General features: G+C 60.4%; 12 protein-coding genes and 2 tRNA genes. 1 reads left to right on the forward strand and 13 read right to left on the reverse strand.

Going from position 1 to position 15,112, the window contains the following annotated elements; genetic code table 11:
- Nucleotides 1-12: 12 nt before the first annotated feature.
- The 5 genes from AK829_RS04235 to AK829_RS04255 form a co-directional block, all read right to left on the reverse strand.
- Nucleotides 13-1,059 (reverse strand): ABC transporter substrate-binding protein, encoded by a 1,047-nt coding sequence (locus AK829_RS04235; RefSeq protein ID WP_052204554.1) that lies wholly within the window; start codon nucleotides 1,057-1,059, stop codon nucleotides 13-15.
- A 135-nt stretch (nucleotides 1,060-1,194) separates the two neighbouring features.
- Nucleotides 1,195-1,267, reverse strand: a tRNA-Glu gene (locus AK829_RS04240).
- A 29-nt stretch (nucleotides 1,268-1,296) separates the two neighbouring features.
- A tRNA-Gln gene (locus AK829_RS04245) sits at nucleotides 1,297-1,368 on the reverse strand.
- Between the two features lie 181 nt (nucleotides 1,369-1,549).
- Entirely contained in the window at nucleotides 1,550-3,049 is a 1,500-nt protein-coding gene (gene gltX, locus AK829_RS04250) for a glutamate--tRNA ligase (RefSeq protein ID WP_052204556.1), read from the reverse strand.
- Nucleotides 3,050-3,153: 104 nt separating this feature from the next.
- Nucleotides 3,154-4,188 (reverse strand): alpha/beta hydrolase family esterase, encoded by a 1,035-nt coding sequence (locus AK829_RS04255; RefSeq protein WP_052204558.1) that lies wholly within the window; start codon nucleotides 4,186-4,188, stop codon nucleotides 3,154-3,156.
- 93 nt (nucleotides 4,189-4,281) lie between these two features.
- On the opposite strand from AK829_RS04255, the gene AK829_RS04260 reads away from it, so the two are divergent.
- Nucleotides 4,282-5,421 (forward strand): isochorismate synthase, encoded by a 1,140-nt coding sequence (locus AK829_RS04260; protein WP_052204560.1) that lies wholly within the window; start codon nucleotides 4,282-4,284, stop codon nucleotides 5,419-5,421.
- Nucleotides 5,422-5,439: 18 nt separating this feature from the next.
- Here AK829_RS04260 and AK829_RS04265 read toward each other — a convergent pair whose 3' ends face one another.
- The 8 genes from AK829_RS04265 to serA form a co-directional block, all read right to left on the reverse strand.
- The gene (locus AK829_RS04265; RefSeq protein ID WP_083279058.1) at nucleotides 5,440-6,231 is read right to left on the reverse strand and encodes a fumarylacetoacetate hydrolase family protein; all 792 of its coding nucleotides are present in this window, start codon (nucleotides 6,229-6,231) and stop codon (nucleotides 5,440-5,442) included.
- Nucleotides 6,232-6,290: 59 nt separating this feature from the next.
- Entirely contained in the window at nucleotides 6,291-6,860 is a 570-nt protein-coding gene (locus tag AK829_RS04270; protein ID WP_052204562.1) for an exonuclease domain-containing protein, read from the reverse strand.
- A gap of 1 nt (nucleotide 6,861) precedes the next feature.
- Nucleotides 6,862-8,727: a DUF294 nucleotidyltransferase-like domain-containing protein gene (locus tag AK829_RS04275; RefSeq protein WP_052204565.1), complete on the reverse strand. Its 1,866-nt coding sequence runs from the start codon at nucleotides 8,725-8,727 to the stop codon at nucleotides 6,862-6,864.
- Nucleotides 8,728-8,773: 46 nt separating this feature from the next.
- A complete protein-coding gene (locus AK829_RS04280; RefSeq protein ID WP_052204566.1) occupies nucleotides 8,774-10,312 on the reverse strand; it encodes a hypothetical protein in 1,539 nt (512 codons plus the stop codon).
- 9 nt (nucleotides 10,313-10,321) lie between these two features.
- Nucleotides 10,322-11,338, reverse strand: coding sequence for a 3-isopropylmalate dehydrogenase (locus AK829_RS04285; protein ID WP_052204568.1), 1,017 nt, complete (start codon nucleotides 11,336-11,338; stop codon nucleotides 10,322-10,324).
- A 63-nt stretch (nucleotides 11,339-11,401) separates the two neighbouring features.
- Nucleotides 11,402-12,091, reverse strand: a complete 690-nt coding sequence (locus AK829_RS04290; RefSeq protein WP_408606277.1) for a potassium channel family protein — start codon at nucleotides 12,089-12,091, stop codon at nucleotides 11,402-11,404.
- Nucleotides 12,084-13,436, reverse strand: a complete 1,353-nt coding sequence (locus tag AK829_RS04295; RefSeq protein ID WP_232305779.1) for a TrkH family potassium uptake protein — start codon at nucleotides 13,434-13,436, stop codon at nucleotides 12,084-12,086. Before AK829_RS04295 ends, AK829_RS04290 begins: the two co-directional genes overlap by 8 nt.
- A gap of 77 nt (nucleotides 13,437-13,513) precedes the next feature.
- Entirely contained in the window at nucleotides 13,514-15,097 is a 1,584-nt protein-coding gene (serA, locus tag AK829_RS04300; RefSeq protein WP_232305780.1) for a phosphoglycerate dehydrogenase, read from the reverse strand.
- Nucleotides 15,098-15,112 lie beyond the last annotated feature (15 nt).

The following is a 15,112-nucleotide window of genomic DNA, read 5'->3' on the forward strand; positions in this document are numbered from 1 at the left end:
AACACCTCGCTGTTAGTTCATTGCGTTCTGGAAGAACTCCACGGAACGCGCACGGTCCTCCGACAACACGTCCAAGTCAGCGTTCATCAGCGCAATGTCTTTGAGCGCCGGTGCGTCGCCCGGGGTGCCGGCAGACTCGATCACCGGCAGGTAGTTCTGCTCAACCGCGATCTTCTGACCCTTTTCGGAAAGAATGAAGTTGATGTAGCGCTCCGCGGCTGCCTGGTTGGCGGAGTCCTTGAACACCGCGATCGGCTCGGTGATGTACGGCGAGCCCTCGGTGGCGTAGACCTCCTTGATTGGAGAGCCCTTGGCCGCTAAGTCACGCACTAGGTAGTCCACCACAATGCCAACCGGGTGGCCGCCACCGGCGATCTCCTGGGAGGTCGGCCCGTTGGACGCCGCAATCATCGGGTTGTTTGCACCCAGGTCGGTCACCCACGCCTCGCCCAGCTTGTCATTGTTCATCCACACCGTTGCGTTGTACGCCGCAGCGCCAGAAACGGCCGGGTCCGGCAGGACGATCTTGTCCATGTACTTCGAATCAGTCAGATCAGCCCACGACGTCGGTGCGTCCGCCTGATCAATGACGTCCGTGTTGTAGGCAATCACGGTTGGGATCAGGCGGGTGCCCACGTAGAAGCCTTCCGCGTCCACGACTTCATCGAGCACATTGCTCGTGTCCACGTCGTTGAACTTGACCAGAAGATCTTCTGCCTTAAAGCCTTCGAATGCCGGCGCGTCCGCTGCCCAGATCAGGTCTGCTTCCACCTTGCCGGAGGTGCGCTCTGCCTCAATACGGGCGTTGAGATCACCGGTACCCGCGCGGTAGACCTGCACCTCAATGTCCGGGTTTTCCTCGGTGAACGCACGGTTGATCTCATCAACCTTGTCCTCCGGCTCGGAGGTGTACAGCGTCAGCACGGTCTTCTCACCGGTGGCGGTGGTTTCGGCTGCGGTCGGGCTTTCGCTTGTCGACGGCTCCGCGCAGCCCACCAACGTCAACGCCGCAACACCCAGCGCGGCAGTAATGGAAGCGGAAGTGCGTACGAGGTGCATGCGGTCTCCTAATGAATGCTGTGACGGTTTCTAACAGACGGTTTGTAGCCGCGATAACCCTAGCACTGCAACGCCACACGCGCGCGGCAAAGCAAAACTCCCGAACCGGTGAACCGATTCGGGAGTTTCATGTTGTACCCCGTACGGGATTTGAACCCGTGTTACCGCCGTGAGAGGGCGACGTCCTAGGCCGCTAGACGAACGGGGCGTAAGGACACAGAATATGAAATTCTGTTGCTGGCCTACCTGGACTCGAACCAAGAATGACGGTACCAGAAACCGTTGTGTTGCCAATTACACCATAGGCCATCGTTTTTCATCACACTCTAGCGTTTCGCTTCTGCATTGTGCTTTAGCTCTTCGCTGTTGCGTTCTGAACAACGTTGAACACTATAACCATAGGCTTGCATAGAGACCAAATCGCCAGGTTAAAGCCGGTTTATTTGAGTTACAAGCCTGTGGTTATCCGCGCTATCTTTCTTGACCTGTTCTAGGCCTGTTCCGCAGCTACATACGGCGTAGCCGCACGTGCCGCACGCAGGCGGGTCAGCGTGGATTCGCGCCCCAGAAGCTCCATGGACTCAAACAGCGGCGGGGACACAGCCTCACCGGAGACACCAACGCGCAGGGCGCCGAAGGCCACGCGAGGCTTCAAGCCCAGATCTTCAATGAGCGCCTTATTCAGCGCTGCTTCGATGTTGGCAGTGGTCCACTCCCCTTCACCAATAGCCTCAAGTGCCGCAATACCTGCTTCAAGCGGCTCTACTGCAGTGTCCTTGAGGTTCTTCTTCGCAGCCTTCTCATCCAGCACCAGGTCCTCATCTGCGGTGACAAGGAACTTCAGCAGCCCGTACGCATCCGAGAGCACCTTGATGCGCGTCTGCACCAGGTCTGCGGCGATGGCGAACTTGTCTGCCGGGTAGTCAGCCGGGAAATCGGTGTACTCCGTCAGGTACGCGCGCAGGCGATCGCGGAAGTCATCCGGCTGCAGCAGGCGAATGTGGTCTGCGTTGATTGCCTCAAGCTTCTTCTGGTCAAAGCGGGCTGGGTTGCCCAGTACGTCGGCAACGTCGAAGGCGTTGACAAACTCGTTGACAGTAAAGATGTCCTGATCTGCGGACAGGGACCACCCCAGCAACGCGAGGTAGTTGATCATGCCCTCTGGGATGATGCCGTTGTCACGGTGGTTGAACAGGTTGGACTCCGGGTCACGCTTGGACAGCTTCTTGTTGCCCTGCCCCATCACGAACGGCAGGTGGCCGAACTCCGGAGTGAAGTCCGTAATCCCGATGCGCTTGAGCGCCTCGTAGAGGGCAAGCTGGCGCGGCGTGGAGGACAACAAATCCTCACCGCGCAACACGTGGGTAATCCCCATCAGCGCATCATCCACCGGGTTGACCAGGGTGTACAGTGGCGCGCCGTTGGAACGTGCAACTACGTAGTCCGGCTGGGTTTCAGACTTGAAGGTGACCTCGCCGCGAACAAGGTCGTTCCATGTCCAGTCCTGATCCGGCATGCGCAGGCGCCAGACCGGCTTGCGGCCTTCAGCCTCATAAGCGTCGATCTGCTCCTGGGTGAGATCACGGTCAAAGTTGTCGTAGCCCAACTGCGGGTCGCGTCCTGCAGCCCTGTGGCGCTCCTGGACCTCCTCGTTGGTGGAGTACGCCGGGTAGACCTCGCCTGCCTCGATGAGTTTGTCCAGCACGTCCTTGTAAATCTCCCCGCGCTGGGACTGGCGATACGGCTCGTGTGGCCCACCGGTAATCACGCCTTCGTCCCAGGTCAGGCCAAGCCACTCAAGGGAGTCAATGATGGCCTGGTAGGAATCCTCAGAGTCACGCGCCGCATCAGTGTCCTCAATACGGAACACGAACGTGCCGCCGTGGTGGCGTGCTTGCGCCCAGTTGAACAGTGCGGTGCGGACCATACCCACGTGTGGGGTGCCGGTTGGAGACGGGCAGAAACGAACGCGCATGGATGATTCAGTCATGTGGGCAATCGTAGCGCGCGAAAGGGGCCGCCCCGTAAGCACACTCTGGCTTAGCGGACGGCCCCTTTGCTACACCCCTTTGCTACGACGGGTGTTTTGCACCCCTACTTGGAGTGGCGGGAAAGGAATGCCCACATTTCATCAGCGGCGGATGGGTCGTACCACCAGTAGTGGTTGGAGCCGTGTACCTTGATCACCTCAACGCCCTTCATGCAGGCACGGGCGGATACGCGGGTGGCATTGTGGCCTACTGGGCGCGAGTCAATACCGCCGATGCATCGATTGCGGCGCTCGTAGGAGGCGAAGAGCTCCGGCACTGGCATCACGCGCTGGCCGCGACGGATCGTGCCGTAGTACGGCGTAAGGCCGTCGGCGGTGCCATGGATAGCCATAAACGCAACCGGCAGGTTCTGGCAGCCCTGGTTTACCGGCGCGTAAAACGCACCAGAAACAGCAGCTACACCAGCAAACAGATCGGCCATGTGGCATGCAGATACCGCTGCCATGCCGCCGCCGGTGGACATACCGGTGGCGTAGATGCGACGGCGGTCAATGTTGTAGTACCGCTGCACGTCATCAATCATAGCGCGCACAAATGCAATGTCCTGGCCCGGGCGTGTTGATGCCGTCGGCGAGCCCTCCCACGACGCACCGATGGCGCGCGGGTAGACAATGATGGCGTCGCGGCCCACGGAAGATTCGCGCAGACGCGAGTAGTTGCGGAAGTTCTCAGTGGAGTCTTCGAATGCGGAGTAGCCAACCATCACCGGAGTGGGGTTTGCCGGGTTGTAGCCGTGCGGCACCCAGATGAGGTAGCTGCGGCCAGCAACCTGAATCTCGCCGTTTTGGCCATTGCCTACCGGCGCTGGCGCCTGCTGGTTCCACGGCCCAATCTGCATTGGCGGCAACGGCGCAGGTGCGGGAGCGCCCGGAAGGGAGGAACCAGCTGGCAGCGCGTCGTTTGCCATTTGTACGAACTTGTTCCACTCCGCGTTCGCCTGATTCACAGCGGCATTAATGCCCGCATTGACTTGGGACGACAAGTCCTGCGCCCCCGCCGCCTGCGGCACATGCAGCCCTACTGCCAGCATCAATGCGGCACCCGTAGCAGCAACAGCGCGCTGGATACGTCCCTTCACTTGATCCCCTTATTCACTTCAGTCACATTAGTATCACAGCAAACAGTAGACCTCTTACCAGTTACAGACAAGCGGAAGGTACGCTCAACGTTTGTGTCTTTAACCAGCAGCGCCTTACAGCGCCCCTCAACCGCCCCCGACTTCCTGCTGTCCCGGCCAACCGGGTCAGTGCGAACCCAGGGCGCTGCTGCTGTGTTTTCCACCATTGATGAGGCAATTACTGCGCTCACCAGCGGACAAGCCGAGATGGTGGTTGGCGCTTTACCGTTTGAGCGCGACTGTCCTGCCGCACTGACCGTGCCGCAGCGCATCATCCGTGAGGAGGGTGTGCTGCACCCGCACCCCTTCTACACCACTGGTGCAGGCTCCCACCTGAATGCCGCGCTTATCGGGGTAGATCCCGCGCCGAACGAACATTTACGACGCATCGAGGCCGCCGTCTCCACCATCCGCCGCTCATCCCTGGACAAGGTGGTCCTTGCCCGCGCGGTGGACATTGCGTTTAACCCGCCGGTAGATCCGCGCCTAGTGGCAGCTCGACTGATTGAGCTTTCCGCGGCTGGCGACGGCTTCATCGCAGACCTTAGCCCCGCGGGCAAACAGGGCCACTTCCTTGTCGGTTCTTCCCCAGAGGTGCTGGTCCGCCGCCAAGGACACCACGTGACGTCATACCCGTTGGCAGGCTCCGCAGCGCGTATCCCCAACGACCCGGCAGCCGACGCTGAGGCGGGGCGCCGTTTGGCAGCGTCAGCCAAAGACCTTGATGAGCACGCATACGTGGTCGAGCACATCCGTGAGATCCTTGCCCCGCTGTGTACGCAGCTAAACATTCCAGATCGCCCAAGGTTGGAAAAAACCAACGAGATGTGGCACTTGGCTACCCCCATCGAGGGCCAGCTGCGTGAACCCGCTCCCGCGCTGGAGCTTGCGCGAATGCTCTACCCCACTCCAGCGGTATGTGGCACACCGCAAAACGCAGCCGAAGCACTCATCACCACCGCTGAATCGGAACGCGGCTTCTACGCCGGCGCAGTCGGCTACACCGAGGCAAACGGCAACGGTGAGTACATGGTGGCCATCCGCTGCGCCGAAGTTGCTGGAGATGGTAAAACCGCCCGCGCTTGGGCGGGCGGCGGACTTGTCGCGGACTCAGACCCTCAGGCTGAGCTTGATGAAACGACGGCCAAGCTGCGCACCATCATGCGCGCGCTCGGCCTTGATACCGAGGCCTAGCTAAGGCCACCAAAGGTACTAGGCGCGCTCAATCGGGTTACGCAGCGTACCAATACCCGGGATCTCCACCTCAATCACATCACCCGGGACCATCTCTGCTGTACCTGCAGGCGAACCGGTAGCCATCACGTCTCCCGGCAGCATGGTGAAGGATTGGGTGACCCACTCCACCATCTCACCGATGTTCATAATCATCTGGTTCGAGTTGGAGTCTTGCTTGGTCTCTGTCTTGCCGTCATGCGTCAGGTGCGCCTTGATTGGCAGGTTGGTGAAGTCGAACTTATCCAGGTCCGTCTCAATCCAGGGGCCCAACGGACCAAAGGTATCGATACCCTTGGCACGAGCCCACTGACCGTCCGCAAACTGCAGGTCACGTGAGGAAACGTCATTAATAATGGTCACGCCACGGACAACCGACTTCCAGTCGCTCGCCTTGACGTTTTTGCATGGCACACCAAACACGATCGCCAGCTCACCCTCGAATTCAACGCGGGTGGCAAACTCCGGAATCTTGATCGGCGCATCTGGGCCAACCACGGCGGTCGACGGCTTAATAAAGATGGTCGGCGGCAGATGCTCCGCAGACTCCTTAAACACCTCCGCAACGTGGTCGGCGTAGTTACGGCCCACCGCCACGATCTTGCTTGGCAGAGTTGGCGCCAAAAGGCGAACGTCCTCCAACGCATATTCCTTACCGGTGTACTCCGGCTCTGTAAACGGGGTGCCAGCAATAGCCTTCGCCGTGGTCGCATCCGCATCAATCACAGCAAACGTCATGCCTTCAGGGGTTGCAATTCGTCCAAAACGCATGTGACCGAGCATACATCGCACCAAAAACGTGGCGTAATCGGTCCGCCCCTAGTGATTCCCTAGGATGCGGTAAGTGCTAGGTAGAGCTCCGCGCACGCAATCGCATCCGTCAACGCATTGTGATTGCCGTACGTAGGCAGGTTGTATCGCTCCCGCACGCGGGCTAGTCGCAGATCCTCTCCACGCGGATAGGTGCCCATGCGCTCCATATGTCGGCGCTCCATCGTCATCGTGTCCACCACGTCACGCTCAGCAAACACGAAACGCTGCCCGCGGACCTCCCTGTACAGCTTGGAGATGAACCCAGTTTCCATTTGGGCGAAATGGGCGATCATTTTGCGGCCCTCAAAGGCACGATCAAACGCATCCAACACCACGTCATAGCTTTGACCATGCTGTGCCACGTCATCATCCGTAACCCCATGCAGTGTGGCCGAATCCCCAATACGCACGCCAGACAACACGAAGTACTGCGCGCCTGAGAGGTCAATGACCCTGTCATTGACCGGCACCCAACCAATAGACACCAACTCATGCTTGTCAGGCTTTAACCCGGTGGTTTCGACGTCGACGGCTAGAAACGTGCCGTCGACAAGCAATCTGCTCTGCTTGCGCAAAAACCCAAACACGCTACACCGCCCGGGTTGGATACTTGTTGGCCAGCGCATTCTGCAGGGACTTGATCACGCCGAAGGCATCACGAAGCGCAGCACGATCCCGTGTAGGCAACTGCTTCGGATCGATCCGATAATTCGGCGGCTGGCCCGCACGAACTTGGGCTGCTTGGTGCTGCATCGCAAGATTTGAAAGATACTCGTACGCCCCAAGGAGATCTTCCGCACCGCGGGCGGACACGGAGTCCCCCGCCGCCCCACGAAGACGCGCAGGAGTTTCCACCTCATCTACCCCCGCCGTCATGGCATACAGACGTGCCATCTGCACAACCGCAGCGGTACCGCCACGCTTGATGTCCAAGGTGTCGGCGTACTCGCCGGAGCGCTCCACCACCAGGCCTCGGAAGAATCCAATCGGCGGCTCACGGAACGTAGCAAGCGCGGCCAAGTGCGTATGCAGGCGCCGTGAACCCTGCGCGGACACGCTTGCGTTCTTCCGAACGTTCAGCGCCATCTCCTCCCAGCCCTCGCCGGAACCCGCAATTGGGCGGAAGTCAAAAAACACCTGAGCGTGCAGCAGCGCATTCGGGTCCGGGGCCGTAACCCAGCCGTGGAACGTGCGGTTCCACTCGGTCTGTGTCATCCGCCAATCAGGATTAGACGCCATCATGTCACCTGGGCACAAGGCCTGGCCCGCGTTGCCCAGGCCCTGGCAAATGAACTCAGCTAGCTTGGCAAAGTACTCTCCGTGCGCGGATTCGTCATAACTATCGGACAGGACGAACGCGTTGTCTTGGTCCGAAGCTGGCCCCATCTCACCACGCGCCTGCGACCCAACGGCAACGAATGCAACCGGCACCGGCGGCTCACCGAGCTTTTCCACGCCAAGCGCGAACAGGCGACGCGCAACCGCATCCGCAATCGAGGTGAGCAGGCGCTGCGTCTGGGCAGCAGAGGCACCACGGTCAAAGAAGCGCACCGCAACAGCTGCCGCACGCTGGTAGGCACCCGCGAGCTCCTCAAGGCTGGAGCGCTCCACATCCGCCGCCATAAACATTGGATCCGTCTGCAGCAACCGCATGATGTCACCAGCAGTGAGCACACCGACGATACCCGTGCGGTTCTCAATAGGCAGGTGGTTAATACCCAGCTCACTAAACACCAGCATCGCTTCAAAGACCAGGGCATCTTCCTGAATGCTACGCACCGGCGATGTCATCACCGTAGACACCGGCTGGTTGGTGTCCACCTGCTTGGCCACCACCCGCGAACGCAAGTCCCGGTCGGTGAGAATGCCCGGTGTTTCCCCAGCCGGATCAATGACAACGCAGCTGACTTTCGCCGCGTCCATCGCCTGGGCGGCCTCTGCGATGCTGGCGGTGGACGCCAAGCTGACCAGCTCACGCTCACTAGCCACCGCACGCACCGGTGCGCGCAGCACATCCGCCGCGCCGTTGTCTTTGACCTCATCTGCTGCTGCACGCACGCGCCGTGATGCTGACTGGAAGAAGCGCTCCAAGTCCGGGTGGTCTGCCAGCAGTTGTGCAAACGTCTCGCGCGGCAGCAAAAGCAGCACGCTATCTTCCACCGCCTGCATGAGGTACTGCGACTCCGGTTCACCCACCAGCGTGGAATAACCAAAGTTCAGGCCCGCTTCACGGCGGTCCAGCAGCATATTGTCTTCACCCACAACATCAATCGCGCCAGAGCGGATGATGTAGAGCGTGTCATTGACATCGCCGGGTGCGAACACGGTCTCCCCGCGGCGAACATAGGTGATCCCCATCGTGGCCGGCAACGCACGCAGGGTTTCTTCCGGCAGGTGGGAAAACGGCTCACTTACGGCAAGGAACCGGTAGACCTCATCTAATTCGACGGACATGGCCCAACACTAGCGTGTGGCTGACAACCCCCGAAGCGTTTTGGAGCTACTGGTAGCTGACAAACCACGGACGCGGGTTCACATCCGCGTAGGTCTGCTCCGGGCTAAACGTCGGCGTGTCCTCATCAATGAAGTTCTTCCACGCCATGAAAAAGTTCGGGTCCAGGCCTTCACGCAGCACGTTCCATGTGTCAAACTTCTGCCCTGGCACACCGTGCCCGTCCGCGTGCAGCACCCACGCCAGCTCCGGCTGGCCGGTGACAATGTTTTCACGGTCCGGATACATTGCCAGCTGGAATTGGTGCAGGATCAGCATCTTCTGCGGCAGGTTGTTCTCTCGCACGAGTGCCGCAAGCCAATCCGCTACCTCATTGATCTCAGCCGAGGTGGCACTGCCAATCCGGCTCAGTGGCTGCTCGCCCGGATTCAGCTTCCACTCCGCATCCAGCGCCAACCCCACGTTTGGTCGCTTCAGCAAGTCTTCATAGAGCTTTGCCTGCTCAAGGAAGCTCGCCTGTCCCGGCTGCAGGTCCAACACCGCGTAGCCGCCGGCGTCCAAGATCGCGTCCACGTACGGCACCAAGTGATCGATCGGGGTTTCGTTTGAGTAGTTACCGTCATCCCCCGGCCCGCCGGAAGCCACCGTGGCAATAACCTCAAATGCAGGGATCACCGGTGCCTCTTCAAAAGGTTGGTACCAGGAGGCGTACTCCTTGGCCAGCTCGGCTGCCGCGTGCGCGTCCTGCTCCCCCATCACACCCAAGTCTGGTCCATAGGGGTGGCCGTAGAGCGCAATCATGCGTCGCCCCGGAAATACCAATCCACCACCGCCGGGCAGCTCACCGTTGCCCGCCAGTTCAGCGCGGGCACGCAGGTTCTCGTCTGAACCCCACTGCTGGCCCAGTGCAAGCACATCACCGGAGGTCACGGCACTGATGCTTGTCGACGTCACCCTCGGATCCGCAACCTCCAACACCTCTACATCCGCGCCTGCTGCGCGCGCCGTTGCGGCAGCCGCACGCGAAGTTTCCCAGGTAGCGAACACGGTTGGCATGACAAGGTCAAGCGGTTGCTGTGGTTCCAGCGCGGCAATCGCCGCAACGTCGCCTTGCGGCTGGCCTTCGGCGTTAGGGTACGTGGATTCATCGCCCGTGGTGGAGGTGTCCTTATCCCCCGTGGTGGAGGTGTCCTTATCCCCCGTGGTGGAAGTATCCGTAGGAACTTCCACCACGTTGTCTGCACCAAGGCGTGCGATCTCCGCCTCGATTGCTTCCTCGGTTCCCGGGTGGCGTACTAACAGCGGTGCGCCAAGGTCCACCGCGAGTGCGGCGCCACGCATCTGGTGTTCCCGATCGGGTCCGGCAACGACCACATTGTCCGATGCTTCGAAGAACTTGGCGCTGGCATCAATGCCTGTGCCGTTGGCATCTGGGATCACCTCGTGGCCATCCATAGCCAGTTTCGGCGTTTTATCTGCGGAAACGTTATCGCCGCCTGAGGCGCCATCGTTTCCGTTGGCGGTACACCCTGTGAGGATGAGGCTGGCGGAAAGGGCGGCGGCAATGCTCAGGCGGCGAAAATGCATGCCTCGAATCTAGCGCAGTGCGGCGACGATGCGGTCACCCACCTCGCTGGTACGAATCTGTGCGCCGTCACGAGACGCCACTTCCTGCTCGACGGCGGCTTCGATGCGTGCGGCATTTTCTTCGTCGTCAAGGAAGCGCAGCATCATGGCAACTGACAGGATCATCGCAGCCGGGTCTGCAATGCCCTGACCTGCGATGTCTGGTGCCGAGCCGTGCACCGGCTCGAACATGGATGGGAACTCCTTCGCTGCGTTGATGTTGCCGGAGCATGCCTGGCCAACGCCACCGGTGACGGCACCAGCCAGGTCTGTGAGGATGTCGCCGAAGAGGTTGTCGGTGACAATCACGTCGTAGCGCTGCGGGTCCTGCACCATGTAGATGGTTGCGGCGTCGATGTGGTTGTAGTCCACCTCTACCTCGAGGAATTCCTGGGCCAGCTCGTCGACGACGCGCTGCCACAGACCACCGGCGTTGACCAGCACGTTGGTCTTGTGCACCAGGGTGAGCTTCTTGCGACGAGTCATCGCCAGCTCAAAGGCGTAGCGCACAACGCGCTCTGCGCCGTAGTACGTGTTCTGGGACACCTCGGAGGCCACCTCATGCTCCGTGCCCTTACGCAGCGTGCCGCCGTTACCGGCATAGAGGCCCTCGGTGCCCTCGCGCACCACCACAAAGTCAATGTCACCCGGGTTAGCCAGCGGGCTGACTGCCGTGGGGTACAGACGCGACGGACGCAGGTTCACGTAGTGATCCAGCTGGAAACGCAGCGGCAGCAACAGGCCGCGCTCCAACACGCCAGCCGGAACGCGCTCCGGGTCACCGACCGCGCCCAAAAGAATCGCGTCGTGCTCCTTCAGGCTGGCCAGGTCCTGGTCCGTCAGCACCTCGCCGTTTTTCAGGTAGCGGCGCGCGCCAAGGTCATACTCGGTCGTCTCCACGTCATCGCGTACGGTGTTGAGGACTTTGAGGCCCTCTGCCATGACCTCGGTGCCAATGCCATCGCCGGCAATAACTGCAATTTTCATAGAGTAAGACGCCTTTCCAACTATGTGAGATACTCCCCTTGACACTAGCAACCCCGGCGGCATTTATCGCGAGAACACCTCCAAAGCTTTCGGGCTACCGCCGGCAACGATGGTGGCGTTGGGGGTAAGCAGCGTGGCGTCGACAAGCGGGACGAAGCCCGTATCCCCTTGCCTAACCGCAATGAGCTGCACACCATGCTCCCGCCACACCTTCGCTACATCAACCGGCGCACCCACCAGCCACTGCGGCGGCGCAAGGCTAATGACCCCAAAATCTGGGGCAATTTCAGCGAACTCACTCATTCGACCGCCAAGCAGATGCGCCACCCTCCGTCCCGTATCCCGCTCCGGATGAATCACATGCAGCACACCCAACTGCGACAGGATCCGGCCGTGCGCCTCAGAATCCGCCTTCGCCCAAATATCGGGCACACCGGCCTCTACCAGGTTCGAAGCAGTCAAAATAGACGCCTCCAAATGCGAACCAATGGCCAGAACCACATGTTTGTGCTCCTCAACGCCAATCTGCGCAAGCGCCTGCGGGTCGGCACAGTCTGCAATCACCACATCAGTCAAAAACTGCGCCTGCTCACGCACCACCTTCGGATCAATATCCACACCCAAGACCTGAACACCATTGCTGGTCAACTCCCGGGCAAGCGAAATACCGAAACGTCCAAGCCCGATAACCATCACCGGCGCAATATCAATGCCCTGGTTGGCACGCGACGAAAAAGCAAAATGTTTAACCAATGAAGGGCCTTTCTTCTGGATAACTGAAACGACGATGCGCACCAGACAACGCCAGTGCGGTAACCAAGGTCACCGGGCCAATGCGGCCCAAGTACATGATGAAGCAGAGCACGATTTGCGACGGCACCGACAACGCCCCAGTAATTCCCGTAGACAATCCCACCGTGGCAAACGCCGACATCACCTCGAAGACCACCTGATCAGCACTAAATTGCGGGTCGAATACACGCAGCACACCCACCCCGAGAGTGACCACACTCGCGCCAGCAAACGTCAACGCAAGCGCCTGGCGGCTTACAGACGAAGGCAGCGAACGCTTCCCCACACTGGTTTCCTCCCAGCCACGAAACTCCGACGCCATCGCCGCAAACAGCACGCATGCAGTGGTGACCTTGATGCCACCTGCCGTACCGGCAGAGCCGCCGCCAATAAACATCAACACATCCGTGCCCATTAGGGTGATCGGCTGCGCATCCGCGTAATCGATCGCGTTAAAGCCCGCTGTTCGCGGCGACGCGCCCGCAAAAAACGCGTTGAGCAGCTTCTGCCCCAACGGCATCCCGGCAAGTACGCCGTTCCACTCGCATAGTGCGAAGAAGAGGGCGCCGATGGTCAGTAACGTTGCCGTCGCAAAGAATGTGAACTTCGCGGTCAGTGACCACACCTGCGTGCGCCAAGCACCGTGCCGCAACCAGGATGCAGCCTCCGACCACACCGGATACCCAAGACCACCGCCGATGAACGCCACGGCAAGTGGCAGAAGTACCCAGGCATCCGCAGCAAACGGAACCGCGTTATCGCTTTGCGTACTGAAACCAGCGTTGTTAAAGGCGGACACTGCGTGGAACACCCCCTCCCACGCGGCCCGTAGCGGCGTATGCCCGTAGCCAAGCCAAAACCGCAGCCACAGGATAAATGCCACAACTCCCTCGGCGATGAGGGTAAACGCCAACGTAAACACGAGGCTGCGGCGAATACCACCCGCGGAAATCGGCCGGCCCTCAGCGGCTCCGCGACCACGTGCACGCAGGCTAATCCTACCGGTAATCACCATCCCCGACAGCGACGCCACAGACATGATGCCTAGCCCACCCAACTGGATAAGTATAAGGATGACCACCTGGCCAAACGGTGTCCAATAGGTCGCAGTGTCTTCCACAACCAAACCAGTAAGCGACACCGCAGAGGTAGCCGTAAACACCGCAGGCATTAGCGGCGTCCATGTCTGCCCATGCGCAGCAAACGGCAGCATCAAAGCCACCGTCCCAGCGAGGATAAGCAGGATAAACCCAGTTGCGGTCAAGCGCGCTGGACCCCAGAACCCAACCACCGGCGAAGGTTTCACGGCCTACCATCCTAGACCTCTGTGTGACCACAGGAAACCGTTGTTGGCGTTAGGGGTACAGCGCCCACTACCCCCGTTTAGCCAAGATCAACTTGCAGGGAGGTCGCGTTGATGGATTCAGCGATCTGCGCCTCAAGCTCTGCCGGCACTTCCTTCTCCACACGCAGGATCAGCATTGCGCCGCTGCCCTTCGTGGTCTGCGTCAGCGCTGCAGCCTCAATGTTGATGTCTGCGTCACCCAGCTTGGAGCCAACCTTGCCCAGCGCACCCGGCACGTCCGTGTAACGGAAGAACAGGTTGCGGCCCTCTGCGCGCATATCCACGCCGCGGCCATTGATACGCACGATCTTCTCAACACCGTCCAGGCCGGTCAGCGCACCGGTGATCGTTGCACTATCACCGTTGGATGCCACAACCTGCACCTCAAGCGCGCTGCGGTGCGCACGTGCCTCAGTCTCAGTTGCAGCAGAGTAGGTCAGGCCGCGAGATTCCGCGATCGACGGAGCGTTCACAAACGTCACCGTCTCAGAAACAATGCCGCTGAACAGGCCACGGACTGCAGACAGTGCGAGCGTATCTACGTCCTCAGTCGACAGCTCACCTCGGGCAGTGACCTTGAGTGCCACCGGGGCCTCATCAAGCAGCTTGCCTGCCAACAGGCCAAGCTTGCGTGCAAGCTCCAGCCAGCGGGCAACTTCTTCGCCGACCCTGCCGCCGGTGACGTTCACAGCGTCTGCAACAAACTCGCCTGCCAGTGCCTTAAGCACCGAATCAGCAACATCCGTGCCAGCACGGTCCTGCGCCTCAACGGTGGAAGCACCCAGGTGCGGGGTGACTACAACCTGGTCCAGCTCAAACAGCGGAGAATCCGTGCACGGCTCCGTTGCGTACACGTCAAAGCCTGCACCGCGGATGCGGCCTGCGCGGATAGCGTCAGCCAGCGCCTGCTCATCCACCAAGCCACCGCGGGCAGCGTTAATGATGATCTGGCCTTCCTTCGCCTTGCCCAGAAGCTCGGCGTTAAACATGCCCGCCGTTTCCTTGGTCTTGGGCAGGTGGATGGTGACAAAGTCAGCGCGGCCCATCAGCTCTTCAAGCTCCACCAGCTCCACGCCAAGCTGTGCTGCGCGGGCCGGGTTAGCGTAGGGATCATACGCAATGATGGTGGTCTCAAACGCAGCAAGGCGCTGTGCAAACAGCTGACCGATGTGGCCGAAGCCCACGATGCCGACGGTCTTGCCGTAGATCTCCACACCGTTGAAGGAGGAGCGCTTCCACTGACCGTCACGCAAGGTGGCGTCTGCCGCCGGGATCTGGCGAGCGGTGGACAAAAGCAGCGCGATCGCGTGCTCACACGCGGAGTGGATGTTGGAGGTCGGTGCGTTGGCCACCATCACACCGCGCTCGGTTGCCGCGGGGATATCAACGTTGTCCAGGCCCACACCTGCGCGGCCGATGATCTTCAGCTTCGGTGCGGCCTCAATAACCTCCGCGTCAACGGTGGTTGCGGAACGCACCAAAAGTGCGTCAGCTTCAGGAACTGCGGCAAGCAGCTCAGCTCGGTTCGGGCCATCAACCCAGCGCACCTCCACCTGATCGCCGAGAGCCTCGACAGTAGACGGGGCGAGCTTGTCCGCAATAAGCACAACGGGTTTTGCCACGGGGAAATCTCCTAC

Origin of the sequence: Corynebacterium riegelii (assembly GCF_001263755.1) — a bacterium.
GTDB classification, from domain to species: domain Bacteria; phylum Actinomycetota; class Actinomycetes; order Mycobacteriales; family Mycobacteriaceae; genus Corynebacterium; species Corynebacterium riegelii.

Coding starts and splice junctions, on each gene's coding strand:
- AK829_RS04235 (WP_052204554.1), bottom strand. CDS start 1,059: ATGCACCTCGTACGCACTTCCGCTTCCATTACTGCCGCGCTGGGTGTT.
- gltX (WP_052204556.1), bottom strand. CDS start 3,049: ATGACTGAATCATCCATGCGCGTTCGTTTCTGCCCGTCTCCAACCGGC.
- AK829_RS04265 (WP_083279058.1), bottom strand. CDS start 6,231: ATGCGTTTTGGACGAATTGCAACCCCTGAAGGCATGACGTTTGCTGTG.
- AK829_RS04275 (WP_052204565.1), bottom strand. CDS start 8,727: ATGTCCGTCGAATTAGATGAGGTCTACCGGTTCCTTGCCGTAAGTGAG.
- AK829_RS04280 (WP_052204566.1), bottom strand. CDS start 10,312: ATGCATTTTCGCCGCCTGAGCATTGCCGCCGCCCTTTCCGCCAGCCTC.
- AK829_RS04285 (WP_052204568.1), bottom strand. CDS start 11,338: ATGAAAATTGCAGTTATTGCCGGCGATGGCATTGGCACCGAGGTCATG.